The following is a 25775-nucleotide window of genomic DNA, read 5'->3' as shown; positions in this document are numbered from 1 at the left end:
GTGTGCGGGCGGCGCAGGGGTGACGTTCGAGAGACTGTCGCCCTTGAGCCGGCCGGCGCGGCGCCGTGGGCCGCGCGGCTCGCCGCAAGACGATCTCTCCGACCTGCGAAGGTCCAGCCCGCCTTGGCGAATCCAGTCCAGGTGGCAACGCCGCCGAAATGAGTGCCGCGCCGCCATTATTAAGTCGTTGAATATATCGGCCTTCCAGCAAAGCGACAACCTGGGTAAACCGGTCCGGATCGCCCCCTTGGCGCTGGCAAGCTAGCTCGTTGACACCCCCTAGCGCGACCCTACAATGGGTTGTTTTCCCCTTGCCTGCCAGGGGTTTGCGGACATTGCCCTTGCCGGTCGAGGCCGGTTTTCCTGTCGCGGCAAGTTTGCAGTTCCGGCGCGGAGTAACGCGGTGAAAACAGCGATCCAAAAGGCCGACGTCTTGATCGAGGCGCTGGGTTGGATACGCAAGTTCCGCGATAAGGTCGTCGTGATCAAGCTCGGCGGCAGTGTCATGGAAGATGACACGGCCCTGCGGCACCTGCTCATCGACATCGTCTTCATGGAAACGGTTGGCATGCGGCCGGTCGTCGTGCATGGGGGCGGCGCCGCCATCAGCCGCGCCATGTCGGCCGCGGGACTCGAAGCCCACTTCATTCAAGGCCGCCGCTACACCGATGCCGCCACCCGCGACATCGTCGAGCAGGTGCTGGCCTACGAGACCAACGAGCAACTGGTCGACAGCATCGAACAAATGGGGGGGCGTGCCGCACCCCTCAATTTCCGCTTCACCAACGTCCTGTTCGGCGAGAAGCTGCAGCTTCCCAGCGAAGCTGGTCCGATCGATCTGGGGTATGTCGGCGCCGTGACGCGCGTGGATCGCAGCACGATCGAGAACCTGTGCTACGCGGGCATCGTGCCGGTCATCCCCTCGATGTGCGTCGACAGTGCCGGCCAGAAGCTCAACGTCAATGCCGACACCGCCGCCACGGCCGTGGCCCAGGCGCTGGGCGCCGAGAAGCTGATTTTCTTAAGCGACGTCAACGGCGTCCGTCGCGACAAGCACAACGCCGACTCGCTGATCCACTCGCTCACGGCGAGCGAGGCGCAGCAACTCATCGCCAGCGGGGCGATCGAGGCGGGCATGATTCCCAAGGTCGAAGCCTGCCTCGACACGCTCAATCGCGGCGTCCACAAGGTACACATCATCGATGGGCGGCTCCGCCACTCGCTGCTGTTGGAGATCTATACGAGTAGCGGCGTAGGGACGGAAATCGTCATGGACGAGTGATGGCCCCCTCCGCGTCGGCCGGCCAGGGTGGCGGGGAACGCGAACCGAGAGAGAAGAAAAGGCGTCTGGGGAGTTTTAGGCCGTCGCGTTGGATGACATCCAGAGAGCCCTTCGCCAGGCCATCCGTCCTCCCCACTAGCTGACAACGAACCAGGAGAACCGCCGTGAGTGCCACCGACACGCTCAGTTCGGCCGAGACGATCGCGCTCTTCGAGCAGTACGTCGTGCCCAACTACGTCCGCTATCCGGTCTGTCTGGTGCGCGGCGAAGGCTCTTACGTTTGGGATGCCGAGGGGAACCGCTATCTCGACTTCTTCCCCGGCTGGGGTTGCAACCTGGTGGGGCATTGCCCGGAACCGGTCGTGCGGGCCGTGCAGGAGCAAGTCGCCACGCTGATCCACGTGCCCAACACCTGGCACATCGAGACCCAAGGGCAGTGGGCCAAGCTGCTCAGCGAACGGAGCTTCGGCGGTCAGGCGTTCTTCTGCAACTCGGGCACCGAGGCCAACGAGGCGGCCATCAAGCTCGCGCGGCTCCACACCCGGGGCAAGCGCTACAAGATCATCACCTTCGAAGGCGGTTTTCATGGTCGAACTTTGGGCGCGACCACGGCCACGGCGCAGCCCAAGTATCACGAGGGCCTGGGCCCCCTGATGGCCGGCTTCAGCTACGCCCCGTTCGGCGATCTCGAGGCCGTGGCCCAATTGATCGACGCCGACACCGGCGCGATCATGATCGAGCCGATCCAAGGCGAAGGGGGCGTGCGGATTCCGCCCCCCGGTTTCCTCGCCGGGCTGCGCAAGCTGTGCGACGAGCACGACCTGCTTTTGATCTTCGACGAGGTGCAGACGGGCTGCGGACGCACGGGACACTGGTTTGCCTACCAGCAGGTCGGCGTCACGCCCGACATCATGACGCTGGCCAAGGCGGTCTGCGGCGGCATCGCGGGCGGCGCGCTGCTGACGACGCGCGAGCTGGCCCCCGACCTGCGGCCCGGCATGCACGCGGCTACCTTCGGCGGCAACCCGATCGCCGCTCGAGCGGGCATCGCCACGATCGAGATGATCGAGCAGGAGAATCTGCTCGAGCACGCCCAGAAGCTCGGCGAGATCTTCCGCGCGCGCTTCACCGAACTGCAGCAAGAGTGCGAGCTGATTCGCGAGGTGCGCGTGAGCGGCGTCATGATCGGCCTCGAGCTGGCCATCGACGGGACCGCCGTGGTGAAACAATGCCTCGAGCGGAAGCTGCTCGTCAATTGCACCCACTCAACCGTGATTCGTCTGCTGCCGGCGATGAATCTGACCGAAGAACAGGCCCTGGCCGGTATCGATATTCTGGCCGACGTCCTCAAGCAACAGAGCCCGTGAGGCACGGGACGCAAGAGCCGGGAAGTGTGCCGATGCGACATTTGTTGACGCTAGCCGAGATCACCTCGGCCGAGATCGAACGCATCTTCGCCATCACCGAAGATCTGAAGACCAAGTACGAACAGGGCCTGCGCGAGGTGATCCTGCCGGGGCGCGTGATGGCGCTCTTGTTCGAGAAGCCCTCGCTGCGCACGCGCGTCAGCTTCGAAACCGCCATGATCAATCTCGGCGGAGGCAGCGTCTTTCTGCGCGACGACGTCGGCTTCGGCTCGCGCGAAAGCCTCGACGATTTCGGCCGCGTCTTGAGCCAGTACGTCGACGTCATCGTCGTGCGGGCCAACCATCACCAGATGGTCGAGGAGCTGGCCAACTATTGCGCCTGCTCGGTCATCAATGGGCTGACCGACGAGGCGCATCCCTGCCAGGTGCTGGCCGATCTCTACACGCTGCGCGAGATGGTCGGTCGCCTGCACGGCCACACGCTGGCCTACGTGGGCGATGCCAACAACGTGGCGCGCAGCCTAGCCATCGGCTGCGGCCGCGTCGGCATGCGTTTCCAGATCGCCTCGCCCCAGGGATACGAGTTCGACACCGCGTTTCTCGACTTCCTCAAGCAGGAAGTACCGAATCTCGAGCTGCTCGTCACGCGCGATCCGCGCGAGGCGGTGAAGGGGGCGCTGGCTGTCTATACCGACGTCTGGGCCAGCATGGGACAAGAGCACGAAGCGCAGCGCCGCAAGCGCGACTTCGCCGATTATCAGGTCAATGGCACGCTGATGAGCCACGCCCCCGCCGAGGCCTACTTCATGCACTGCCTGCCTGCCCATCGCGGCGATGAGGTCACCGGCGAAGTCATCGATGGCCCGCGCAGCATCGTGCTGGCCGAAGCCGGCAATCGCCTGCACGTGCAAAAGGGCATTCTCGCCTGGCTGCTCGGCCCGCAGCCGTAGCGTCGTACGAATCGTGTTCGTCGAGAGTCTTGTCATCAGACGATCGGCCGCCTACACCACAACCCAAAGCGTCAGCGAGGGAGCCCATTGCTCGACGTTCTTTGCAGGAATTCCCTCGCTCACGCTTCGGGTTATGGTGACTGATTTGCCGAATACAGACGCCAACGAACCTCCCAAGGCGCAACTTCAAAGCACGCTTAGGGTTGTGATTTGAAGGCGCTCGAGAACTAAAAGTGTGGCAGAACATTGGTAACGGTGGGTGCCATGCCCTTGCGACGAAGTCGGGAGGGCGTGCCGCTCGATTCTCACCCTTCGATGTAGCTCGAAAGAAATCATGACGCGACACGACGAACGAGCGCCCGACGAACTGCGGTCCATCAAGATCAAACGCCGTTACACCCGCGCCACCCCGGGCAGCGTGCTGATTCAGGCCGGCCGGACGACGATCCTCTGCACGGCCAGCGTCGACGAGGAGGTGCCCCGCTGGATGAAGGACGAGGGGCGCGGCTGGATCACCGCCGAGTACTCGATGCTCCCCGGCAGCACCAGCCCGCGCAAGCAGCGCGATCGGGGCGGCAAGATCGACGGCCGGACGACGGAGATCCAGCGCCTTATCGGCCGCAGCCTGCGCGCGGTGGCCGACCTGCCGGCGCTTGGTCCGCGCACGATCACCATCGATTGCGACGTCATGGAGGCGGACGGCGGCACGCGCACGTTGAGCATCACCGGCGCCCTGATTGCCCTGGTCGACGCGATTCGCTCGCTTCCGGCGCTCCCCGACCCGGGGCGTTATCCCTTGCGCAACAGCGTCGCGGCGGTGAGCGTGGGCCTGGTCGAAAATCGACCTCTCTTGGATCTCGACTATTCGGAAGATCTTGTGGCTCAGGTCGATATGAACGTGGTGATGACGGGCGATGGACGCTTTGTCGAACTGCAGGGGACCGGCGAAGAGGCCACCTTTACGGACCGGCAACTCGCCGCCTTCCTCAAACTTGCCCGCGCCGGCATTGCCCGCCTGACCGAACTGCAGCGCGAGGCGCTGGGCCGCGACTGGCCCTTTGCGTGACCAAGCCGGTCGCCGGCAGACCAGCGCATCGGCGCGGGTGGTGCGGGCTGGGCGACAAGCCGCGCCGCGTCTATTAAAATGCCGTTCTACTTTGGCCGGCGCGGTCCTTCGCGCGAGTCTCGGCCGGAGTCGCCCGTCTTGGCATTCACCTCCCGAATCACGAAACCGCGAGACGTGCGCCCCTGGCATGGCGCACGGCATGGGGAAGCAATTGATGCGAAATGTGTTGACGCTGGTATTGGGTGGCGGTCGCGGGACGCGACTTTATCCGCTGACCAAGTATCGTTCGAAGCCGGCGGTTCCCCTGGCGGGCAAGTATCGCATCATCGACATTCCACTCTCGAACTGCATCCATAGCGGACTGAATCGGATCTACGTTCTCACGCAGTTCAACTCGGTCAGCCTGCACCGTCATATACGTCGCACGTATACGTTCGACATCTTCGGCGGCGGCTTCGTCGAGATCCTCGCCGCGCAGCAGACGCTCGACTCGATGGACTGGTACCAGGGTACCGCCGACGCCGTCCGGCAGCAGTTGCGCTACGTCGATCAACCCGACATCGATTACGTGCTCATTCTCTCGGGCGATCAGCTCTACCGCATGGACTATGCGGACATGCTGAAGACGCACCAGGAAAGTGGCGCCGACGTCACCATCGCGGGACTACCGGTGGCCAGCAGCCAGGCCTCGCAATTGGGCATCATGCGCGTCGACGATACAGGCCGCGTGCAAGGCTTTCTCGAAAAGCCCAAGCAGGAGGCGGATCTCGCGCTCGTGCGTACCGATCCCAAGTGGATCGACGCGCGCGGCATTGCCAGCCAGGGGCGCGATTGTCTGGCGAACATGGGTATCTACCTCTTCAATCGCCAGACGCTCGTCGAGGTGCTGACGAAGACCGACTATCAGGACTTCGGCAAGGAGATCTTTCCCGCCTCGATCCGCACGCGGCACGTGCAACTGCACCTGTTCGACGGCTACTGGGAAGACATTGGCACGATCCGCTCGTTCTACGAGGCGAACCTGGCGCTCGCGGCCCCCGACGCGCCGTTCGAGTTTGCCTCGGCCGATACGCCGATCTATTCGCGCGCCCGCTTCCTGCCGCCCGCTCGCTTGGAGGGGGCGAAGATCACGCGTAGCCTGATCGCCGACGGATGCGAGATCGCCACGGATTGCGTGATCGAGAACAGCGTGATCGGACTGCGCTGCCGCATCGAGCGCGGCGTGACGATCCGCAACTCGGTCGTCATGGGTGCCGACTTCTACCAGACGGCCGAAGACATGGCCGCGGATCGCGCGGCAGGCCGCCCCCCGATCGGCATCGGCACCGGTTCGCTCATCGACGGCGTCATCGTCGACAAGAACGTCCGCGTCGGACGCCACGTCAAGCTGTGCAACTCGGACCGCTGCCGCGAAGGGGCCGAGACCCCCGAAGCCGTCATCTGCGACGGCCTCGCCGTGGTGCCCAAGGACGCCACCGTGCCCGACGGCTGGGCGCTGTAGAAGGGCAATAAGTGGCACAGGCCGGCGACCTGTGCCACTTTGTCAGTTGCAGGACTGAACTGAGAGACTCAATCCCATTTCAGCACGGCGCCGGTATCGGCGCTGGTGGCCATTGCGGCGTACTTGGCCAGGTAGCCCTTGGTGTACTTCGGGGCGGGGGCCTTCCATTTGGCGCGGCGCTCGGCCAGTTCGTCTTCGGTCAGGCGGATAGCCAGTTTGTGGTTGGGGATGTCGATCTCGATGATGTCTCCCGGCTCGACGAGCGCGATCGGTCCGCAGGCGGCCGCTTCGGGACTGACGTGCCCGATGCAGGCACCGGCCGTGCCACCGGAGAAACGTCCATCGGTCACCAGGGCCACGCTCGCATCGAGGCCCATGCCCTTGATGGCCGTCGTCGGGGCGAGCATTTCCTGCATGCCCGGTCCCCCCTTGGGGCCTTCGTAGCGAATGACGATCACGTCTCCCGATTTCACAATGCCGTTGACGATGCCGGCGTACGCGTCGATTTCCGATTCGAAGATCACGGCCGGGCCGCTGTGGACCAGCATCTCGGGGCGCACGCCGGCCGTCTTCACGACCGCGCCATCGGGAGCGAGATTGCCATAGAGGATCGAAAGGCCACCTTGCTGGCTGTAGGCGTGCTCGACTTCGCGGATGCAATCGTAGGGATCGAAGCCGAGATCCTTCTCCGACAACTCGCGAATGCTGTTCGCGCGGCGCTCGACCACCATGCCCTTGTTCGTACGTTCGCCACCGGCCGATACCGCGGCCAGCTCGAGCGCCTCTTCGACCACGGCGCCGCCGCGAATATCGTATTCGGCGATGTTCTCGCCCAGCGTCTTGCCCGTGACCGTGGGGCATTCGAGCGTGAGCAGCCCCGAACAACCGCGTTCGACGGCGCCGAGGATCGTATGGATGCCCCCCGAGTTATGCACGTCCTCGACGTGGTAGTTGCTCGAAGGCGCGACTTTGCAGATGTTCGGCGTGCGCTGACTGAGCTCGTTGATGCGCTGCATCGTGTAGGGGACCTCGGCCTCGTGCGCGATGGCCAGGATGTGCAGCACCGTGTTCGTGCTACCTCCCATGGCCATGTCGAGGATCATGGCATTGTCGATCGAGGCGGGCGTGACGATCTCGCGCGGCAGGATGCCGTGCCCCGGACCCACCTTGTCGAACTGGCGCACCATCTGGACGATGCGTTCCGCCGCGCGGCGATAGAGATGCTGGCGTTCGACGCTCGTGGCCAGCAGGCTGCCATTGAGGGGCAGCGCCATGCCGAGCGCCTCGGCCAGGCAGTTCATGCTGTTGGCGGTGAACATGCCGCTGCACGAGCCGCAAGTCGGGCAGCCCGCTTCTTCGAGCTCGAGCAGTTCCTCGGCCGACATCTTGCCATTCTGCTTGGCGACCGAACCGACGAAGACATCGATCAGGTCGACGCTCTTGCCGCTGGCCGTCTTGCCGGCCTCCATCGGTCCGCCGCTGACGAAGATCGTGGGAATATTGACCCGCATGGCCCCCATGAACATGCCCGGCACGATCTTGTCGCAGTTGGGGATGCAGATCATGCCATCAAAGCAGTGGGCATTGGCCACCGTCTCGACCGCGTCGGCGATGACCTCGCGGCTGGGGAGCGAATACTTCATGCCGGCATGCCCCATGGCGATGCCGTCGTCGACGCCGATCGTGTTGAAGACGAAGGGGACCCCGCCCGCCGCGCGAACGCATTCCTTGACGAACTCGCCCACCTTATTCAAGTGGACGTGCCCGGGAATGATGTCGATGTAGCTGTTGCAGATCGCAATGAAGGGCTTGCGGAAGTCCTCGGTCGTGACGCCGGTGGCGCGCAGGAGGCTACGGTGCGCGGCTCGGGCGTCGCCCAGCTTGATCGTGTCGGAACGCATCGGCAGTGTGCTCGCAGGAATAGAGGGCTGGCAGGGGGGCGCTCGCTCGGGCGAGCTGGAAGTGAAATGATCCCCGCACCTGCAATTCTAGGTCGTTTTGTCGATCTAATCTAGCGTCCTGAAAAGCTGGAAAATGGTCGGAAAACAACCCGTTGCCACAAGCGAGTGCCAACTTGCAGGTCAGGTACCCCGTACCTGACAATGTTCGACGTGGCAACTCGAAAGAGTGTCAGGTACAGGGTACCTGACCTACAAGAATTCAGTAATCGAAGTGGCTGGCGGCTGTCGACCTGGTTGGTTTGGCATCACCAGTTCGGGCCGCTATTCTTGAGGCTGAAACGAGCCTTGTCTGCCTCACTTTCGGAGCCGCGCCATGAAAGCTGCTTTCGCCCTGCTTGCCGCCGCGCTGGTAGCGGTTTGTTCTCTTCCGCTCGGCGCCGATGAGCCGGCCAAACCCGTGCCCCTTTTCGACGGTGAGACTTTCGACGGCTGGGAAGGGAACCACGACGTCTTTCGCATCGAGAATGGCGCCATCGTGGCCGGCTCACTGGATGGTCCGGTCAAGCGCAACGAGTTCCTCTGCACGGAGCGCGACTACGGCGACTTCGAGCTGAAGCTCAAGTTCAAGCTCGTCGGGCGCGGTGCGAACGCCGGCGTGCAGATCCGTAGCGAGCGAATTCCCGACCATCACGAAGTGATCGGTTACCAGGCCGATATGGGAGATGGCTGGTGGGGTTGCCTGTACGATGAATCGCGCCGCAATAAAGTGCTCGCTCGCCCGGAAAAAGAAGTGATCGACAAGGCCCTCCGGCGCGACGACTGGAACGAGTACACGATCCGTTGCGAAGGTCCGCGCGTGCAGCTCTGGATCAACGGCGTGCAGACCGTCGACTACACGGAGGAGGACGAGAAGATCGTGCCGCGCGGCAAGATCGCGGTGCAGATCCACGGCGGCCCTCCCAGCGAGGCGCACTACAAGGACATCACGATCCAGGAACTGTAGGCGTTTGGCTTCAAAGCTTCGGAATCGTAGCCTGCGATCCGCGCAGGCCAAGGAAGACTACTCCGGCCTGCTAGCTCAGCAGTTCGTTCCTGGTGAGCGAGTCGCACAAGCGGGCGTAGACTTCGGCGAGTTGGTGGGTTGAAAACTCACTCGACTGGTGCAAGTTGCTGACGCCTAGCGCGCGCAAGATCCGCCGCGCCAGCGGCCCTTCTTTCTGAATCACCTCCAGCGCCTTGCGCGTCTCTGGCCGTGCATTGCTGCCGGAGAGTTCCGGCAGCGATTCGATCAGGTGCGCCCACAACTCCCTGGCGGTGGCGCGCTTGCCCGGGTAGCTGAAGAGTTGCAGATACTCTTCGTTCTCGATCACGGCCTGATCGGCGGCGATGGTCGTGGCCTGCAAGATCTCGGCCAGCGGTTCGGTCGGGGCCTTTTGTTGGCTGGCTAAATCGCTCCAGCGTTCCTCGACGAGGGCTTTGAGCACTGCGACGGTGGCCGTGGCAATTGCCAGATCCGCTTTCGGGCATTCCTGCACGTCCAAGACGCGGATCTCGATCGTGCCGCGGCAGAATCTTGCGATCGCGCCCCGGGCGTTCAGCCACTCGTCTTGCAGCGTTTCGTCCGGATCGAGAGGGGCGATATCGCGGTAGATGCGCTCGAGGATCTTTTCTTCGTAGTCGCGCTGCGTGAAGACCGCCTCGGGCACCACGTGGCCGGTGATCGACGGGATCCGCCGCGAGTTCGTGCGGTAGACGTCCAGCCGCGTGTCGAGCTTGCCCGTCGCGCGGCGTTCGACGAGGGGGCTGCTGGCCGCCAGTGCCGGCAAAATCGGCAGCAGCAGGCGGATCGCCGCGTGCAGCTTACCGAACTCCTCGTCGCCGCTGAACGGCAGGTTGATGTGCATGCTCTGCAGGTTGGCCCAGCCGTGTCCCTGGCAACCGAAGATGCGATCGAACGCGGCGTAGACATCGCCGTAGTCGTGCGGCCAGAGCCGCATCTCGCGCGCGGGATCCATCCAGGGGTGCATCGCCGTCGGCATCAGCCGGGCGCCCAGCGGCGCGAGCAGCCCGTTCATGCGCGTGACGTGGCGGGCGAACTGATCCCCCCAGCCGTCGAGCGACGTGGCGGGGTCGGTCGTCTTCAGCTCGACAACGTGCAGCACCAGCTCGTTCGACCAGGAGATTCCCCCTTGATCGGTCTCGGAGGTGATCTCCCCCGTGGCGGCGCGGATCAACTCGTCGGCGATGGGGCGCACGTCGAGCGTGCGCGCGTCGACGATCATGTACTCGAGCTCGATGCCGAAGGCGGTGAAGAGGGAGAGGGGAGCGGCGATGGTCATGCGGCCTCAATGCCTGCTTTGCGGCGGTCGAGCCGGTCGAGAAAGACCGACATGATGCGGCGATACAGTTCCTCGCGCAGGATGCGGTCTTCGACGCCAGCGTCGATATTGGGATTGTCGTTGACTTCGATCACATAGCACTTGCGGTCGAGCTGCTTCACGTCGACGCCATACAGGCTGTCGCCGATGAGGTTCGCCGCGCGGAGCGCCGTGCGCACCACGTGGCGCGGGGCGAGCTCGACGGGCAGCGTCTCGGCCCGGCCGTAACGCCGCTTGCCCGTGCCGTCTTTTTGCGCGATTTGCCAATGCTTGGGGACCATGTGGTACTTGCAGGCGAAGAGGGGTTGGCGATCGAAGATGCCGATTCGCCAGTCGAAGGCGGTGGGCAGAAACTCTTGCGCGATGAGCATGTCGCTCTTGGCCAGCATCTGCTCGACGGTCGTGGCCAGCTCGGTGGCATCTTCGACCTTGACCACCCCTTGCGAGAAGGCGGAGTCGGGCTGCTTGAGAATACAGGGGAAGCCCAACTCGCGAGCCACCTGCTCGACGTTATCGCGATGCACCAGCATCGTGCGTGGGATGGGCACCTTGTAGCGGTTCAAAAGCTCGGCCAGGTAGACCTTGTTCGAGCAGCGGATGATCGACTCGGGATCGTCGACCGTGACCAATCCTTCGATCGCCGCGCGGCGCGAGAAGCGATAGGTGTAGTGGTTGACGTTGGTCGTCTCGCGGATGAATAGGGCGTCGAACTCGGCGAGCCGGGCGAAATCGTCGCGACCGATCAATTCGGTGCGGATGCCCAACTGCTCTCCCGCCCGCTCGAACCGCTCGATGGCCTTCTCGTCGGACGGCGCCAGCTCCTCCTCGTGGTTGAAGAGGATGGCCATGTCGTACTTGGGGGTCACGCGCTTGCGCACAGCGCCGCGGCGGCCGGCAAAATACTGCGTCGCCACGTCGAGCACGAAAGGCCCGTGCGCTTCGGGAATATCGCCCAGCGAAATCGTCCGCACGGTGCGCAGATGCCATTTGCCATTGCGAACGAAGTGCGCCCGCAGGAGCGGCGCCTGAAACAGGTTGAACAAGTGCAGGCACAGTCGATCGTAGCGGCGCGCCAGGTTGCGGCCGAAGTAGATCGACAGCGTGAACTGATCGGAGTGGATCGGCTGCAAGCTCGACTGGATCAGCTCTTCGAGATCCTCGGAGACGAAGCGCACGACCGTCTGCGACTTCATGTCCTGGATCGTTTGGATGTTGGGGAGCGGCTTGTGACCGCGCGCCGTGGCCAGCAGCGTGACGTAGTAGCCCGTGCTCTGGTAACGGTACGAGCGGCAAAGGTTGAACAGCTTGACGCTGCGCATCTCGCCGAATTGCGGTTGCGTGAGATACGCGCGGGCTTCGACCACCTGGACCCCAGGGATGTCGAAGGGCCATTCCTTGGCGTTGTTGACGACGATCAGCGTGGGCATGGCGGCCGTGCCTGTTTGGGTTCGATAATCAAGAGGTTGGCGTCGTAGGTGACGATTCCGAGCAGGATGGCGCAGATCACCCGATCGATGTTGATCTCGTACAGATGCAGCTCGGAATGAGGGTTCGACGAGTAGGGGTCGGCCACCATCACCTGCCGCGAGTCGCGCTCGTAGCCGCACAGCACCACGAAGTGGCCCGCGGGCTCACCGCGCACATCGTCGGGAACATTCGTCTCGCCGATTTCGCGCGCCGAGGAGTACAAGTAGGTCGAGGTGAGCCCGGTGAGTATCGGGATCGAGCGGTCGAGATACTTGCGAATCAGCGCCTTGGTGAGATCTTGAAAGCGGATTTCGCCTCCGAGTTCGAGGAACTCGAGATAGCCCTGCGTAGCCAGTTGCAGCTTGGCCGACGACTTGGCGGCGGCCTGTGCCCGCAGCCGTCCGGCGATGTCCAGCGCCCCGGCAGCAAACCACGTCGGGTCGAACATCTGCAGGTTGTAGGTGAAGATTTTGGCCGAGTAGCCGCGGCGCAAGGCGTGCGCCCCGAGCCAGACGGCAAGCGTGCCCCCTTCCTCGAAGTTGGGAACTTCGGCGATCACCTGCTCGAGCGGCAGCGGATCGCCGTAGTAGCGATAGATCGCGTCGAGACACGTAGGGCCGCATGTCGTGTCGTCGGGTTGCGGCTGGATCTCGACGCGCAGTCTCGTCTCCACCGGGAGAAACTCCGTGACCGGGCTGTGCGGAACGCGGCGGTGAGGCGGCCAGAGCGAACGTGCCGGGTGGCATGTTCTCGTGGCAGCGCCTCGTCGAGCGCGACCTTAGGAGGTCGCCGCGTCGCGACACGAGCGTCTTCCCCGTTGTGCGCCTCCTGCTGGCCAACGGGCACCTTTTGTATGAGCGTGATTCTAGTGCCGGGGTGGAAAATTGAGAAGTGCAGTGCGACTGGGGAACCCGGGACGGAAGTGGTGTGCTGGCGGGGGGTTGGGAGCCCGAAACTAGAAGACTGCGAGGCAGTAAGTCCCCCCTCTGCGTCTCGTTTGATAGGGAAGGCGAGATAAGCGAGAATTGTGCAACTTTAACTGTCATTGAACTGACAATTATATCATCAATTGACAGTTTGATGTCGTTGAACTATCAATTGCTATATGAAATGACAGTTCATTGACGGTTTCTGGACGGAGCGGATCGTGAGAATCCCCCCAACTCCCCCAAACGGCTTGTCGCAACTATTTGCCCGCATTGGCACACTCAATCCCGCAGAAGTGGGACGAGTACTTGGTCATTTGCAAAGCCCGGAGATGGCGGAGTTCGTACGGATGGCAAATACCAAATACCTTCCGTGGCACAAACTCAGATACTACAGCATTCCCGCAGGTGCTTCCGTCGACGATGCCTGGGCGGCGGTGCAAATGTCTCGCAGCCCATCGTTCAGATCGCTCCCGATCTCATTCCACGATCTGGACGCTCGTCTCAAGTTTTGGAGTCCGCCCAGGCATCAAGAACTGTTGCACAAGATCGATCAAGAGGCGGGTGGCTACATCGGTGGGCGCACTGGAATGGTTGCCGACGACCAAGAACGATATCTGTTCAATTCTCTCATGGAGGAAGCGATCGCATCAAGCCAACTGGAAGGTGCCGCAACCACTCGAGATGTCGCCAAGCGGCTACTTCGATCAAGCCGCAGACCACGCGACCGCGCGGAACGAATGATTGTCAATAATTACCGCGCCATCTTGGAGATTCGCGACCTTCTGAACGACGATCTGACACCGGAATTGATTGCTCATATTCAGGAAGTGATTACCGACGGCACTCTGGAAGACCCTTCAGCGTCAGGAAGGTTCAGGACGGATGACGATCACGATGTCGTCGTAGCGGATGTCATGACGAACGAAATCCTGCACAAGCCCCCTAGACCGATATCCCTGCAATTTCGAATCGACGAACTTTGTCAGTTTGCGAACGCTCGCCAAGAAGAGTTCCTGCACCCTGTCATCAAGGCAATCGCCCTTCACTTTTCCCTTGGATTTATCCATCCCTTCGTGGACGGCAATGGAAGGACTGCCCGAGCAGTTTTCTATTGGTACATGCTAAAAAGCGGTTATTGGATGTTTGAGTATCTTCCGATTTCGAGAATCTTCCTGCGTGGACCTGGCCGATACGGGCGGGCGTACCTCAATACCGAGGCGGACCATGGAGACCTGACGTACTTCATCCACTATCATCTTGATGTCATTTGCCGCGCCATCACGGAACTTCATGAGTACTTGAGCCAACAGCAGCGAGAGTGGAAAGAAGTTGCTCGTCTATTGGACTCGCATCGCAGCCTGAATCATCGTCAAACAGAAATTATGAAGGATGCCTTGCGGGATCGATCGGCCAAATTCACCATTAGCGAGCACGCTGGAAAACACAAAGTGTCTGGCGCGACGGCGAGGGCGGATCTTTTTGGGCTGGTTGAACTGGGGCTCCTACGAAACACCAAAGAAGGACGACACTGGATATTCGTTCCCATGGATGGATTCAACCGAGTGATCAAGGCGCCCTCGACTCGCAAAAGTGCCTTCAATCGAGGCTCACTTTGAGCGTCGGATCCTCGCTCGAGATTTTATGACCGACTCAAAATCAAAACCTGCTACCCGTGGCGAATCGCGGCCGATCGAACCGCTGGCACCTCCCATCTATCTGGCGAGCGTCTACCGTTGCCACGATCCCGACGAGGCCGCGGCACTGCTGGCCGGCGAGCGCGAGGGGTACATCTATCGCCGCGATGGGCATCCGAACGCCGATCAATTGGCCGAGCGGTGCCGGCTGCTGCACGGGGCCGAGCAGGCCGCGATCTGCGGGTCGGGCATGTCCGCCATGGTCGCCGCGTTGCTCGCTACCTGCGCCCAAGGCGATCACGTTGTCGCCAGCAGCCGTCTCTACGGCCGCACGTTGCAGTTGCTCTCGAGCGAAGCGGCACGGCTCGGCATCACTTGCACGACTGTCGACACCTGCGACCTGGCAGCAACGCGCTCCGCCGTGACGTCGCGCACGAAGCTCATCGTGGTCGAAACGATCACCAATCCCACGCTCCGGGTCTCGGACTTGGCCGCGCTCGCTGAGATTGCCCATAGTGTGGAAGCGCAATTGCTGGCCGATAATTCGCTGGCGAGCCCCTTCGTTTGCCGCCCGCTCGAGCAGGGAGTCGACCTGGCGCTCGAGAGCCTCACGAAGATCATGAACGGCCATAGCGACGTGCTGCTCGGTCTGCTGTGCGGCAACGAGGGTCCGGCCTGGGAACGGCTGCCCACCGTTCTTTCGGCGTGGGGGCTGAACGCCGCGCCGTTCGACTGCTGGCTGGCGGCGCGCGGCATGGAGACTTTTGCCCTGCGGGCGGAGCGGGCCGGGCAGAACGCGCTGCAGATGGCGGAATACCTCGCCGCGCGGACTGACAAGATTGCGGGGGTCGAATACCCCGGCCTGGCCTCGCACGTCGATCACGCACTTGCGCGGCGGCAGTTTGGCGAGCGCTTCGGCTCGCTGGTCACGTTTCATCTGGCGGGGGATAGTGCGGCGGCTCGGCAGTTCATTCGTGCCGCCGAGCAGATTCCCTTCGCCCCGTCGCTGGGAGAACTGAACACCACGCTCAGCCATCCCGAATCGACGAGCCACCGCACCCTTTCGGCGGCGGCTCGGCAGTCCCTCGGCATCACCGGCGGCACGATTCGCCTGTCGGTCGGCATCGAACCGATTGAAGCGATCCTCGCCGCCCTCGACCAGGGACTGGCTGGCGTGTAGTGGGGGTCAGTGGGCAGTAACTGGGAAAGACCGCCCCCCGATCACTGTCCACTGACCACTGATTCCGCCCACTATTCACTCTGGCGGCCGACCGGGTAAGATGGATGCTCTTTATTCTTGGCGAGGTGGCCGTGCCTGTGCTGCGCGGCCTTGTACCATCGGAGCGGATATGGCGGAAAAAGAAGAAGCCTTAGAAGTCGAGGGAGTCGTCACTCAGGCACTGGCCAACACGCGCTTTCGCGTGACCCTGGATGGCGGTCACGAGGTGATTGCCCACGTGGCGGGCAAGATGCGAAAGCACTTCATCCGCATCGTCCCTGGGGACAAGGTCAAGGTCGAACTTTCTCCGTACGACCTGACGAAGGGACGTATCACGTTCCGCGAACGCTAAAGTTTGTCCGCCGCGCGCGGCGGAACCTTTCGGCGTCGTGGGTCGCGCCGCTTGCCCGATCGACGCTCGGTCAGGCAAGTCCCGGCAATAGGGCAGCCCTCTATGCTCGGCAGGCCGCTGCTCTACGATCCGCTTGGTGTCATCGCCGGGGGTGTTGTCGGAGCTTCGCTCGATTGGGGATCGCGCTCGAACCAGGCCACGAAGCGCAACAGCAGCGGCAGCACCACCAGGTTGCCCACCATGCCGCCGATCATCGCCAGACACATCAGCACGCCGAAGTAGATCAGCGGTACGAACTGGCTCAGGCACAGCGCGCTGAAGCCGACGATCAGGGCGAGCGTCGAGAAGAACATGGCGCGCCCCACGGTCTCGTGCGATTGGGCGATGGCCTCGAGCGCCGGCACTCCGCGCTTGCGCTGCTCGAGATACGAAATGATGTAGTGCGTCGATGGATCGACCGTCAGCCCCATCGACACGGCGGCGATCATCGCGGCTCCCATGTTGATGCGGAAGCCGAGCCACCCCATCAGGCCGGTCACCACCAGGATCGGCAACATGTTCGGCACGAGCGCCACGAGCGCCAGCGGGATGCTGCGAAACGCCAGCAACATCACGCCGCCGACCGCGATCGTGGCGATCCAGAACGTTCGCCATTGATCGCTGAGCATGCTGTCGATGAGATTCGTCAGCAGGATGAAGAAGCCCGTCACCTGCGATTCGGGAAACTCCTCGCGGCTGATCTGCTTCACCTGCGCGATGAGCGCGTTCTTCTGCGCCGAAGGTTGGCGTTCGCGCGCCCGCAGCATGATGCGATAGATCTTCCGTCCCGGCGTATCGGGATCATCGCCGAGCAGGGCCTCCATCACGGCGGGCATCTGCGCTTGAAACTGCTTGAGCAACGTCGCCGGGGGAATCAGCTCCTTGAAATCTCCCAGCGGCAGGGCATCGATCGCGTCGACCAGGCTCATGACCTTGGTGAGCCCCGGCTGTACCTCGCCCGCCTCATTCTCGATCACAACCTCGGTGCGGAGGCGTTTTTCAAAGCGGCGCACGTGCGCGAAGAACTCCTTGTCGGGCTTTTCCGGAGCGGGCAGAAAAATATCCCACACCCCCGCCCCCCCCAGGTTCGTCTCCACGAAGGCGTACGACTTGACCACCGGGCTCGAGGCACGAAAGTTCTTCGTGAAGTCGGTCTCGACGTCGAGCCAGGCGATGCCCACCCCACAAATGCTCACGAAGATCGCCGTGAACAGGGCAATCGACTTGGGCCATTTCTCCAGCGAATACGACACCTGGTGCAGACTGGCGTCGAGCTGCTGCTGCCCCCAGGTTTGCTTGGGACTGCTGTCGAACGTACCGGCCAGCGCCAGGCCCGGTAGCAGCAGGATGATGCTGGCCAGCAGCAGGAACGAGCTGATCGTCATCATGACGCCGAAATCGTGTACGGGCCCGACATGGGCGCCGAGCAACGAGGCAAAGCCACAGGCATCGGTCAGCACGGTCCAGAAGATCGGCGTAGCGAACGCCGCGCCGCAGGCCCACAGAGCGTCGCGCGGCGAAAGCCCCTGCTCGCGGTGTTCGCGAAAACGCACGATGATGTGCGTCACCATGGCGATGCCGGTCGACATGACGATCGCCCAGAGCATGGCGCTGACCATGCTCAGTTGCATGTGGCTGGCCACGATCAGCGCCTTGGTGGCCCACAGCGTCAGCGTGACGATGAACAGCGGCACGATCACCCAGCGCAAGCTGCGAAAGCAGAAGATGATCGTCAGCATCAAGAGGATGGTGGCGGTACCCCCCAGCAGCGTGCCGTCTTCTTCGAGAAAACGGAACCCATCGACCACCATCACCGGCTCTCCCGTCAGCACGCCGGTCGGATCGTGCGCCTCGATCAGTTTCCGCAGTTGGCCCACCGTCTCTTCGCGCGACACGCTGGACTGTTCTTCGGGCTCGAGGGTGCTCACGACGGCGGTCGTCTGGCGATCGGCCCCGATCGTGTATCCCTCGAACAAGTCGAGAAACCCGTCGCGCATCGGCGAATCGTACAGCTCCGTGCCCAGGGGGGTCGTCGTCAGGCTCAACACCGAGTGAACGCCCGGCACGGCCTCGATCGCCTGCGTCAACTCTTCGACGCGGGCCAGTCCTTCGGCCGTCAGCAGGTTGGGATCGACATAGGCCGCCAGGGCGATCTCGTTCCCGACAAACGTCCGCTTCAACTGGCGATAGGGCACCAGCAGCGGATCGCTCGGGGCGAACATGTTCTCGACCGAACGGTCGAAGGAGATCTGTTGCGATGGTCCATAACTCAGGATCGCCAGCAACAGCCCGATCCCCAATAGCGGCCACCGCGAATGAATCAACAGCCGCGTTACCCGCGCATCGAAGGGCTCGCGCGTACCGCCGGGCTTCGGCCCGTCGGGTGGCGACGCATCGTCCGCAGCAGAATCGTCGGGGCGTTTCAGCACGTCGGCCTGAGATTGCGAGAAGGTGGGGTGGGCGGCGTTGTCCGCCCGTCATCGTGCGAGGATAATCGAACTATGCTCCCTGGCCGGAAGCTCGCTGGCATTGTACCCCGGCCTTCGACGACCGACAGCCGGAAGTACGCGTGATCGACGAACCCGCAAGCGCACGAGCCCTGATTCCGTGGCGGCGCGCCTGCTGGATAGTCTTGTTGCTGGCCGTGATCGTGCGGGCCAGTGTCCTGGTAGCGGGCTTCTCGTCCCTCTCGGGGGACCCCGACCGCTATCGCCTGCTGGCCGAGAATCTGGTCGAGCGGGGGGTCTATGGCGCCGGCGATCACCCTTCGGCCTATCGTCCTCCGCTCTGGCCGCTGCTGCTGGTCTCTTGCGTGGCGGGGCATGAAGCGGTCGAGCTGCGCGTCGCCCTGCTGCAGCTCGCGCTCGGTGTGGCCACCGTACTCCTGGCCGCCTGGCTGGCCGATGCCTGGCGGACCGGCCGTCTCGGCCACTTGGCGCCGCTGCTCGTGGCGATCGACCCGATCCTGTTGCGTCAGTCGACGCTGGTCATGACCGAAACGCTGGCGGCGGCGCTCGCCGCGCTCGCGCTGGCGGCGCTCACCTGGCACGCGCAACGGCCAACGGCGTGGCGCGCCATCGCGGCGGGGGTCGCGTTGGGCCTCTGCTGCCTCTGTCGACCGACGTTTCTACCGTGGCTGGCCCTCGTCGCCCTGTCGACTCCCTGGACGCTCGGCGCCGATCGCAAAACCGCGCTGCGCTCTGCCACCTGTTTGACACTGGCCGCCGGGGCCTTGCTCTTGCCTTGGGTAGTGCGCAATTACCGCGCGTTCGGGCAGCCGATCCTCGGTACCACGCACGGCGGCTATACCTTGCTGCTGGGAAACAATCCTTCCTTCTACGAGTACGCGCGGCACGGCGCATGGGGCGACGCCTGGGACGCCCGACCATTCCAAGCCGGGCTAGCGCGAGACCTTGCCAGCATGCCGGCGTCCGATGAGCTCGCCCGCAATCAGTTCGAATACGACCAGGCGTGGAGTCACATCGGGGAGGCACCGGGCGACTTCCTGCGATCCGCAGTTCTCCGCCTCGGCTATCTCTTTTCTCCGTTGCCCCATCATGTGGGGACGGTCCACAGCGCCGCCGAGACGTGGATTCGCTGGAGCATTGGCGTTTTCTATCTTGCCGAGTTCTCGCTCGTGCTCGTGGGCATGGCCGGTCTGCGGGGAAGCTTGCTGCGTGCGCCGTGGCTTTGGGGCGTGATGCTGCTCGCCTCGTTTGCCGCGGTTCACCTGTTTTACTGGACCGATATGCGGATGCGCGCACCGCTGGTACCTGTAGTGGCTCTGTTAGCGGCCGTGGGAGCGGGTCGCGTGGCTGCTTGCCGGGCAGGCTCGTAAGGGGCCGTTGTGCAAGGACTTAGTAGTCCCGGATCGGACGTCAAGTTGCCTTGACCCTGAGAGAGTGGCATCTCTATAATCCGCGACCTTTTCACGCCCGCTGCGCGCGCCCCTAAGCGTTCGCGGCGACTCGTCTTACGTTTCGCCGGCGCCCTTCACATCCGCGCCGACAAGGATGTCACGCAACTGAAACCGAAACCGGTCGCGAACGCGTTCCGCGCGTTCCGCGCGCTGCTTGGCGCGTGGAGCGTTTGCGCGCTAGTCCACCTGGCGGTGGTCGCGCTCGGCGCTGCGCCCGTGCTCGCGCAGGTGGCGCTCCCCGAATCGGATCAGCGCGAGACGATCAAGCTCGCCGCGCACAGCTCGACGCGCTGGCAACAAGGCCAGCACGAGGTGTGGGTTCTTGAAGGTGAGGTCTCCGTCGCGCAGGGTGCGACCGTCGCGCGTGCTCCGCGCGCGGTGTGTTGGATTCGGCGCAGCAACGAGCAGCATCCACACGATCATCGCGTCATCGTTTATCTCGAAGGGGACGCAAAAAAGAAGGAAGTCGTCATCAACTACGAGCGCGGCTCGGGCAGCGCTCGCATGCAGGACGACGTCTGGCTGGGGGACTTCACCTCGACGGCCCCTCCCGAACTGCGCATGCCGCGCCCGCGCCCCGAGCCTCCGGTACGTCCGGCAATCTACCAGCGAGCGCTCGCCCGTCGCGATGCCAGCCCGCGCACCGCGGTACGACAGGCGCAATATGCAGCGCCCCTCGTCGAAGAAGCCGTGCCGGGAGTTCCCCCACCGGGCACGCGCAGCATGCAGGCCTTTCCGCTGACCGGCTCGCCCGTGCGTGCCAGTTGGTTCCCCAGTCCGAACGGCACCGAGTGGATTGCCGTGATCGACTCGGGCGTGAACCTCATCATCAACGGCGTCGGCAGCCTCGGCACGATCGACATCCAGACCGACCGCATGGTCATCTGGACCTCCGGCTCGCGCGAACCCGATCTCACCGGCAGCACGCTGCAGTCAGCCGATACGCCGCTCGAGATCTACATGGAAGGCAACATTATCTTCCGCGAAGGCCAGCGCGAGATTTACGCCGAGCGCATGTACTACGACGTGCGCAACCAGGTGGGCATGGTCTTGCAGGCCGAGGTCCTCACGCCCGTGCCCAAGTTCCAGGGACTGATGCGGCTCCGCGCCGACGTCGTCCAGCAACTGGGCCGCGACCGCTTCTTTGCCCGCAACGGTTATCTCACCCCCAGCCGCTTTGCCGAACCGGGCTACCGCATCCAGTCGAGCGACGTCTACTTCGAAGACAACCAGCGGCCCCTCATCGACCCCGCCACGGGCGAACCGATCGTCGATTCGCAGACGGGCGAGCAGTTGATCGAACACGACCGCCTGGCCACCGCCTACAACAACAAGCTCTTCCTGGGGCCCGTGCCGGTCTTCTACTGGCCGGTGTTCGCCACGAACCTCGAACAGCCCACGTTCTATCTGCGCAACTTACGCGTGAAGAACGACCAGATCTTCGGCACGCAGGTGCTCACCGACTGGGACGGCTACGAGCTGCTCGGCTGGGAGAACCCGCCCGACGGCACCGACTTCAACCTCAGTGCCGACTACCTCTCGCTGCGCGGTCCGGCCGGCGGCGCGACCTATCGCTGGAACCGCCGCGACAACTTCTTCGGCCTGCCCGGCTCGCACGCAGGCTTCGTCGACGGCTGGGCCATCCACGACGAAGGTCTCGATAACCTGGGCGGCATCTTCAATAACCTGCAGCACGACAAAACTCTCCGCTACCGCGTCCTGGGCCGGCACCGGCACGAACTGCCGAACAACTTCACCCTCTCGGCCGAGGTGGGGTGGATCAGCGACTACAACTTTCTCGAATCGTTCTACGAAGTGGAATGGGACGAACTGAAGGACCAGGACACGCGCCTCGAATTGAAGAAGCTCGACGAGAACGCCTCGTGGAGCATCACCGCCGGCACGCAACTGAACAACTTCTTCACCACCACCGAGTGGTACCCGCGCGGCGATCACTTCTGGCTAGGCAAATCGCTGCTCAACGACTATCTCACCTGGTACGAGCACACGAACGTCGGCTACGCCAAGTACCGCATTGCCGACGCGCCGACCAATCCCGTGCAGTTGGCCAACTTCACGCTGCTGCCCTGGGAACAAGCGGCCAGCGGCGAACGGATCGCCACGCGGCAGGAAATCGATCTGCCGTTGCTGCTCGGCCCCGTTAAGCTCGCTCCCTACGTGCTGGGCGAAGCCGCCCACTGGGGGCAGGATCTCACCGGCAACGATCTGCAACGCCTCTACGGCCAGGCCGGCATCCGCGCGAGCATTCCCTTCTGGGCTACCAATCCGGCCGTCGAAAGCGGGCTGTGGAACGTCCACGGACTCGCGCACAAGGTGGTCTTCGACACCGAATTCCTGGTGGCCGATGCCAACCAGGACGTAACCGACCTGCCCCTGTATGACGCGCCCGACGACAACTCGATTCTCTACTTCCGCCGACAGATTCCCACGCTCACCTACGGCACGGGCAATACCCCGGCGCAGTTCGACGAACGTTTCTACGCCATCCGTAGCGGGGCCGGAAGCTGGGTCACCTCTCCCTCGACCGAAATCGTCGACGACCTGATGGCGATGCGCTTGAACCTGCGCCAGCGCTGGCAGACCAAACGGGGCATGCCCGGACAGCGCCGCATCGTCGACTGGATCGTGCTCGACACCGGCGCCACGTGGTACCCCGACGACACTCGCGACAACTTCGGCGAGCCCTTCGGTCTGTTGAACTACGACTTCCGCTGGCACGTGGGAGATCGCGTGACGATCCTCTCCGACGGCGCGTACGACTTCTTCGACGAAGGTCAGAAGATGATCTCGATCGGCGGCTTCATCACGCGACCGCCGCGCGGCAGTCTGTATATCGGCTACCGCCAGATCGACGGGCCGTTCAAGAGCCAGGTGATCAACGCCTCGTACAGCTACCTGATGAGCCCGAAGTGGATCTCGACCTTCGGCAGCTCGGTCGACCTGGCGAGCACGGGCAATATCGGCCAGTACATGACCATTACCCGCGTCGGCGAGTCGTTCCTGGTCAGCGTTGGCTTCAACATCGACGCACTAAAGAACAACACGGGCGTGAACCTGGCGATCGAGCCGCGATTCTTGCCCAAGGGACGCCTCAACAACATCGGCGGCGCCCGCATCCCACCGGCCGGGTTCACCCACCTCGAGTAGCCACAGGGGAGCGAGATAGCCCGCAGGGGTGGAATGCCCCCCTCAGTGTCTCCTCCATGCTCTGCGGCTGCGAGTTTGCTTTGCAACTCAGATGGGCCCGCCCTTCCAGCGGACGAAGCCTTCGAGCGCATAATACTCGGGCAGGCCGAGCTTGTTGTATTGGTCGGCCGTGTTGCGATTGCGGTCCTCGGCACGCTGCCAGAACTCTCGCGGGTCGTCGGCGCCGGGGAACAGGGCCGAGTCTTTCTGCGATTCGTGCCGGAAGATCGCCTGCTTCTTCAACTCCAGATCGCGTGGGCTCAGCGGCACGGCGATTTCGATTTCGTGCGGGGCATATTCCTGCCACGCGCCTCGATAGAGCAGCACGTCGGGCCGGCGGCCACCGGCTTGTTCGATCTCGCCGATGGCCCGGAAGATCGCCTCGGCGCAGACGCGGTGCGTGCCGTGCGGATCGGAGAGGTCGCCCGCCACGTAGACCTGGCCAGGATCGACGCGCTCGATCAGCTCGCGAATGATCCGCACGTCTTCTTCGCCGATCGGGTTCTTGGCGATCGTGCCGGTGCGGTAAAAAGGCAGATCGAGAAAGTGCAGAAACTCTTCGCGGCAGCCGCAGACCAGCGCGCCGGCCTTGGCCTCGATTTCGCGAATCAGGGCTTTGATCTTGAGCACGGCCGGCGTGTCGGGCTGGCCGGGGGCCTTCGTCTTGAGCGAATGGGCCACCTCGGCTTCGAGCTCGACCGAACGCTTCTCGTCGATGCCGAAAATGCGGTTGTATTCGGTTACCAGGTCGGCCACGAGCTGCGCATCGTGATCGAAGACCGCGATGTTGCCGCTTGTCATGTAGGCCACGTGGACGTCGTGGCCATCTTCGACCAGGCGAATCAGCGTGCCCCCCATGCTGATGACGTCGTCGTCCGGGTGGGGGCTGAAGCAGATCACACGCTGCTTCTCGCGGCCGGCCGGATGATAGTCGATCGTCTCCATCATCCAGCGAAACACACGATGCGCCAGATTCTGCGCCGGCCCATGATGGCGCAGCAATTGGTGCAGGTTGTGGGCGCGGAAATCGTTGTCGTCGAGCTTGAGCAGCGCCTGGCCGGTCTGGTCGGCCAGCCACAGGACGGCCCGCTTGATCAAGGCGTCGGTCCAGGCGACGTTGCCCCGCATCCACGGCGTCGCCACGTCGGTCAGCTTCGAGCCGGCCGCGCTATCGACCAGCACCATCGCGTCGGGATGATCGCGCAGCAGGCTGGCGGGCACGCGATCGGTCTGGGGCCCTTCGACCGTCTCGCGAATGATCTTCGATTTGTGCTCGCCGAGCGCGATGAGGATGATCTTCCGCGCATCGAGAATCGTGCCGAGCCCCATCGTCAGGGCCATCATCGGCACCGCTTCTTCGCTGAAGAAATCGCTCGAGGCGTCGCGTCGCGTGACGGGATCAAGCGTAACGAGTCGCGTGCGTCCGTGCCGCACGCTGAACGGCTCGTTGAAACCGACGTGCCCGTTGCGGCCGATGCCGAGCAATTGAATGTCGATGCCCCCCGCGCGGCGGATGGCCTCTTCGTAACGCCGGCAATGCTCGTCGACCGCTTCGAGGGGGACCATGCCGTCCGGGATATGGATATTCTCCGGCGCGATGTTCACGTGATCGAACAGGTGCTCGCGCATCCAGCGGTGGTAGCTTTGCAGTTGGTTCGGGTCGAGGCCGAAGTACTCGTCGAGATTGAAGGTGACGACGCCCGAGAAATCGAGCCCCTCTTCACGGTGCAGACGCACCAGTTCGCGGTAGACGCCGACGGGTGTCGAGCCGGTGGGGAGCCCCAGCACGGCCTTCTGACCGACCGAGTTGCGTTCGCGAATCAGGTGGGCAATCGAGCTGGCCACGTGCCGGGCAAGATCGGTCGACGTGGCGAACAGAAAGGTGGGAATCGACGTGCCGGCGGCCAAACGCGCCGCGGGCGTAGCAAGCGAAGCCGTGGTAGTTGCCATGCGAAAAAGAGTGCGGTCCGAGGCAGGTGCTTAATATTCCCCACTAGAAGAAAACTAGTCGGTGACCGAATCAAACAGTATCGCAGAGCGGGGGGGAAAAAGCTATCGGGCTGCAGGTGCGTCAACTGACCCGCGTGCGAGTTTTATTTCGCCGCCAGACCATCCAAATCGCAACTACTGCGAATGCAAGGAGGGAGAAAAGAAATATCGCCAGCCACACGTTCGCGTAAAGCCGATAATGCGTCCGTTCCGTTTCTGACCCGGGTGTCGCCGTGGCCCAGGCAAAGAAAATGAAGGATAAAACGAGCACAACGCCAGTGAGACACAACCCACCAGGCCCAGCCAACCGAATAACGGGGCGATCCAAAATCGCGGCCGGACAGAGAGCTTAGATGGGCTTTCCGGTGCTTCGTAGGGATTCTCGCTCAATTGCGCCACCCTTTCATGCCGAACATGGCGGAGAGTATCGAAGCGCAGAAGAAAACCGCCCACGCCGCGACGACCAAGCCTACCGTACCAGCGAACCACATCGCCGCATGCTCGGACAACCATGGTTTCCGCGGTGCGTCCTCCCTTGTCGTGGGCGCTTCGTAAGGATTCTCTGGCTCCGATGA

General features: G+C 63.2%; 17 protein-coding genes. 11 read left to right on the top strand and 6 right to left on the bottom strand.

What is annotated here, in order from left to right:
* Positions 1 to 403: 403 nt before the first annotated feature.
* The 5 genes from argB to KF708_10925 all read left to right on the top strand — a co-directional run bounded on the left by argB (position 404) and on the right by KF708_10925 (position 6166).
* Entirely contained in the window at positions 404 to 1282 is an 879-nt protein-coding gene (gene argB, locus KF708_10945; GenBank protein MBX3413195.1) for an acetylglutamate kinase, read from the top strand.
* Positions 1283 to 1446: 164 nt separating this feature from the next.
* Positions 1447 to 2649 (top strand): aspartate aminotransferase family protein, encoded by a 1203-nt coding sequence (locus KF708_10940; protein MBX3413194.1) that lies wholly within the window; start codon positions 1447 to 1449, stop codon positions 2647 to 2649.
* A gap of 32 nt (positions 2650 to 2681) precedes the next feature.
* The gene (argF, locus tag KF708_10935) at positions 2682 to 3599 is read left to right on the top strand and encodes an ornithine carbamoyltransferase (GenBank protein ID MBX3413193.1); all 918 of its coding nucleotides are present in this window, start codon (positions 2682 to 2684) and stop codon (positions 3597 to 3599) included.
* A gap of 334 nt (positions 3600 to 3933) precedes the next feature.
* Positions 3934 to 4665, top strand: coding sequence for a ribonuclease PH (rph, locus tag KF708_10930; GenBank protein MBX3413192.1), 732 nt, complete (start codon positions 3934 to 3936; stop codon positions 4663 to 4665).
* Positions 4666 to 4879: 214 nt separating this feature from the next.
* A complete protein-coding gene (locus KF708_10925) occupies positions 4880 to 6166 on the top strand; it encodes a glucose-1-phosphate adenylyltransferase (GenBank protein MBX3413191.1) in 1287 nt (428 codons plus the stop codon).
* Positions 6167 to 6234: 68 nt separating this feature from the next.
* On the opposite strand, the gene ilvD is transcribed toward KF708_10925, so the two are convergent.
* Entirely contained in the window at positions 6235 to 8067 is a 1833-nt protein-coding gene (ilvD, locus tag KF708_10920) for a dihydroxy-acid dehydratase (protein ID MBX3413190.1), read from the bottom strand.
* Between the two features lie 373 nt (positions 8068 to 8440).
* Here ilvD and KF708_10915 point away from each other — a divergent pair, with 373 nt between their 5' ends.
* Positions 8441 to 9070: a DUF1080 domain-containing protein gene (locus KF708_10915; GenBank protein ID MBX3413189.1), complete on the top strand. Its 630-nt coding sequence runs from the start codon at positions 8441 to 8443 to the stop codon at positions 9068 to 9070.
* A 70-nt stretch (positions 9071 to 9140) separates the two neighbouring features.
* On the opposite strand, the gene KF708_10910 is transcribed toward KF708_10915, so the two are convergent.
* The 3 genes from KF708_10910 to KF708_10900 are packed head-to-tail and all read right to left on the bottom strand — an operon-like array spanning position 9141 to position 12585.
* Positions 9141 to 10406, bottom strand: a complete 1266-nt coding sequence (locus KF708_10910; GenBank protein MBX3413188.1) for a glutamate--cysteine ligase — start codon at positions 10404 to 10406, stop codon at positions 9141 to 9143.
* Positions 10403 to 11872, bottom strand: a complete 1470-nt coding sequence (locus KF708_10905) for a RimK family protein (protein MBX3413187.1) — start codon at positions 11870 to 11872, stop codon at positions 10403 to 10405. Before KF708_10905 ends, KF708_10910 begins: the two co-directional genes overlap by 4 nt.
* Positions 11860 to 12585, bottom strand: a complete 726-nt coding sequence (locus KF708_10900) for a hypothetical protein (GenBank protein MBX3413186.1) — start codon at positions 12583 to 12585, stop codon at positions 11860 to 11862. Before KF708_10900 ends, KF708_10905 begins: the two co-directional genes overlap by 13 nt.
* A 474-nt stretch (positions 12586 to 13059) precedes the next feature.
* Here KF708_10900 and KF708_10895 point away from each other — a divergent pair, with 474 nt between their 5' ends.
* The 3 genes from KF708_10895 to infA all read left to right on the top strand — a co-directional run bounded on the left by KF708_10895 (position 13060) and on the right by infA (position 16046).
* Positions 13060 to 14457, top strand: coding sequence for a Fic family protein (locus tag KF708_10895; protein ID MBX3413185.1), 1398 nt, complete (start codon positions 13060 to 13062; stop codon positions 14455 to 14457).
* A gap of 25 nt (positions 14458 to 14482) precedes the next feature.
* Positions 14483 to 15655 carry an aminotransferase class I/II-fold pyridoxal phosphate-dependent enzyme gene (locus KF708_10890; GenBank protein MBX3413184.1) on the top strand — a complete coding sequence of 391 codons (1173 nt, stop codon included), beginning with the start codon at positions 14483 to 14485 and terminating at the stop codon, positions 15653 to 15655.
* Positions 15656 to 15824: 169 nt separating this feature from the next.
* A complete protein-coding gene (gene infA, locus KF708_10885; GenBank protein MBX3413183.1) occupies positions 15825 to 16046 on the top strand; it encodes a translation initiation factor IF-1 in 222 nt (73 codons plus the stop codon).
* Positions 16047 to 16168: 122 nt separating this feature from the next.
* On the opposite strand, the gene KF708_10880 is transcribed toward infA, so the two are convergent.
* Positions 16169 to 18514: an MMPL family transporter gene (locus KF708_10880; protein ID MBX3413182.1), complete on the bottom strand. Its 2346-nt coding sequence runs from the start codon at positions 18512 to 18514 to the stop codon at positions 16169 to 16171.
* A 140-nt stretch (positions 18515 to 18654) separates the two neighbouring features.
* Between KF708_10880 and KF708_10875 the strand changes: the two genes are divergently transcribed.
* Positions 18655 to 19923, top strand: a complete 1269-nt coding sequence (locus tag KF708_10875; GenBank protein MBX3413181.1) for a phospholipid carrier-dependent glycosyltransferase — start codon at positions 18655 to 18657, stop codon at positions 19921 to 19923.
* A gap of 297 nt (positions 19924 to 20220) precedes the next feature.
* Positions 20221 to 23172: an LPS-assembly protein LptD gene (locus KF708_10870; protein MBX3413180.1), complete on the top strand. Its 2952-nt coding sequence runs from the start codon at positions 20221 to 20223 to the stop codon at positions 23170 to 23172.
* An 87-nt stretch (positions 23173 to 23259) separates the two neighbouring features.
* Here the strand turns inward: KF708_10870 and nagB are convergent, their stop codons facing one another.
* The gene (nagB, locus tag KF708_10865; protein MBX3413179.1) at positions 23260 to 25161 is read right to left on the bottom strand and encodes a glucosamine-6-phosphate deaminase; all 1902 of its coding nucleotides are present in this window, start codon (positions 25159 to 25161) and stop codon (positions 23260 to 23262) included.
* Positions 25162 to 25775 lie beyond the last annotated feature (614 nt).

The organism is Pirellulales bacterium (genome assembly GCA_019636335.1).
Classification (GTDB): domain Bacteria; phylum Planctomycetota; class Planctomycetia; order Pirellulales; family JAEUIK01; genus JAHBXR01.
Note: the sequence above shows the minus strand (reverse complement) of the source record. Positions and strands in the feature narration are given on the sequence as shown.

What these genes read in the sequence shown, in the direction of transcription:
- argF (MBX3413193.1), top strand. Translation starts at nt 2,682, where the DNA reads ATGCGACATTTGTTGACGCTAGCCGAGATCACCTCGGCCGAGATCGAA.
- rph (MBX3413192.1), top strand. Translation starts at nt 3,934, where the DNA reads ATGACGCGACACGACGAACGAGCGCCCGACGAACTGCGGTCCATCAAG.
- KF708_10910 (MBX3413188.1), bottom strand. Translation starts at nt 10,406, where the DNA reads ATGACCATCGCCGCTCCCCTCTCCCTCTTCACCGCCTTCGGCATCGAG.
- KF708_10925 (MBX3413191.1), top strand. Translation starts at nt 4,880, where the DNA reads ATGCGAAATGTGTTGACGCTGGTATTGGGTGGCGGTCGCGGGACGCGA.
- KF708_10915 (MBX3413189.1), top strand. Translation starts at nt 8,441, where the DNA reads ATGAAAGCTGCTTTCGCCCTGCTTGCCGCCGCGCTGGTAGCGGTTTGT.
- nagB (MBX3413179.1), bottom strand. Translation starts at nt 25,161, where the DNA reads ATGGCAACTACCACGGCTTCGCTTGCTACGCCCGCGGCGCGTTTGGCC.
- infA (MBX3413183.1), top strand. Translation starts at nt 15,825, where the DNA reads ATGGCGGAAAAAGAAGAAGCCTTAGAAGTCGAGGGAGTCGTCACTCAG.
- KF708_10890 (MBX3413184.1), top strand. Translation starts at nt 14,483, where the DNA reads ATGACCGACTCAAAATCAAAACCTGCTACCCGTGGCGAATCGCGGCCG.
- KF708_10905 (MBX3413187.1), bottom strand. Translation starts at nt 11,872, where the DNA reads ATGCCCACGCTGATCGTCGTCAACAACGCCAAGGAATGGCCCTTCGAC.
- ilvD (MBX3413190.1), bottom strand. Translation starts at nt 8,067, where the DNA reads ATGCGTTCCGACACGATCAAGCTGGGCGACGCCCGAGCCGCGCACCGT.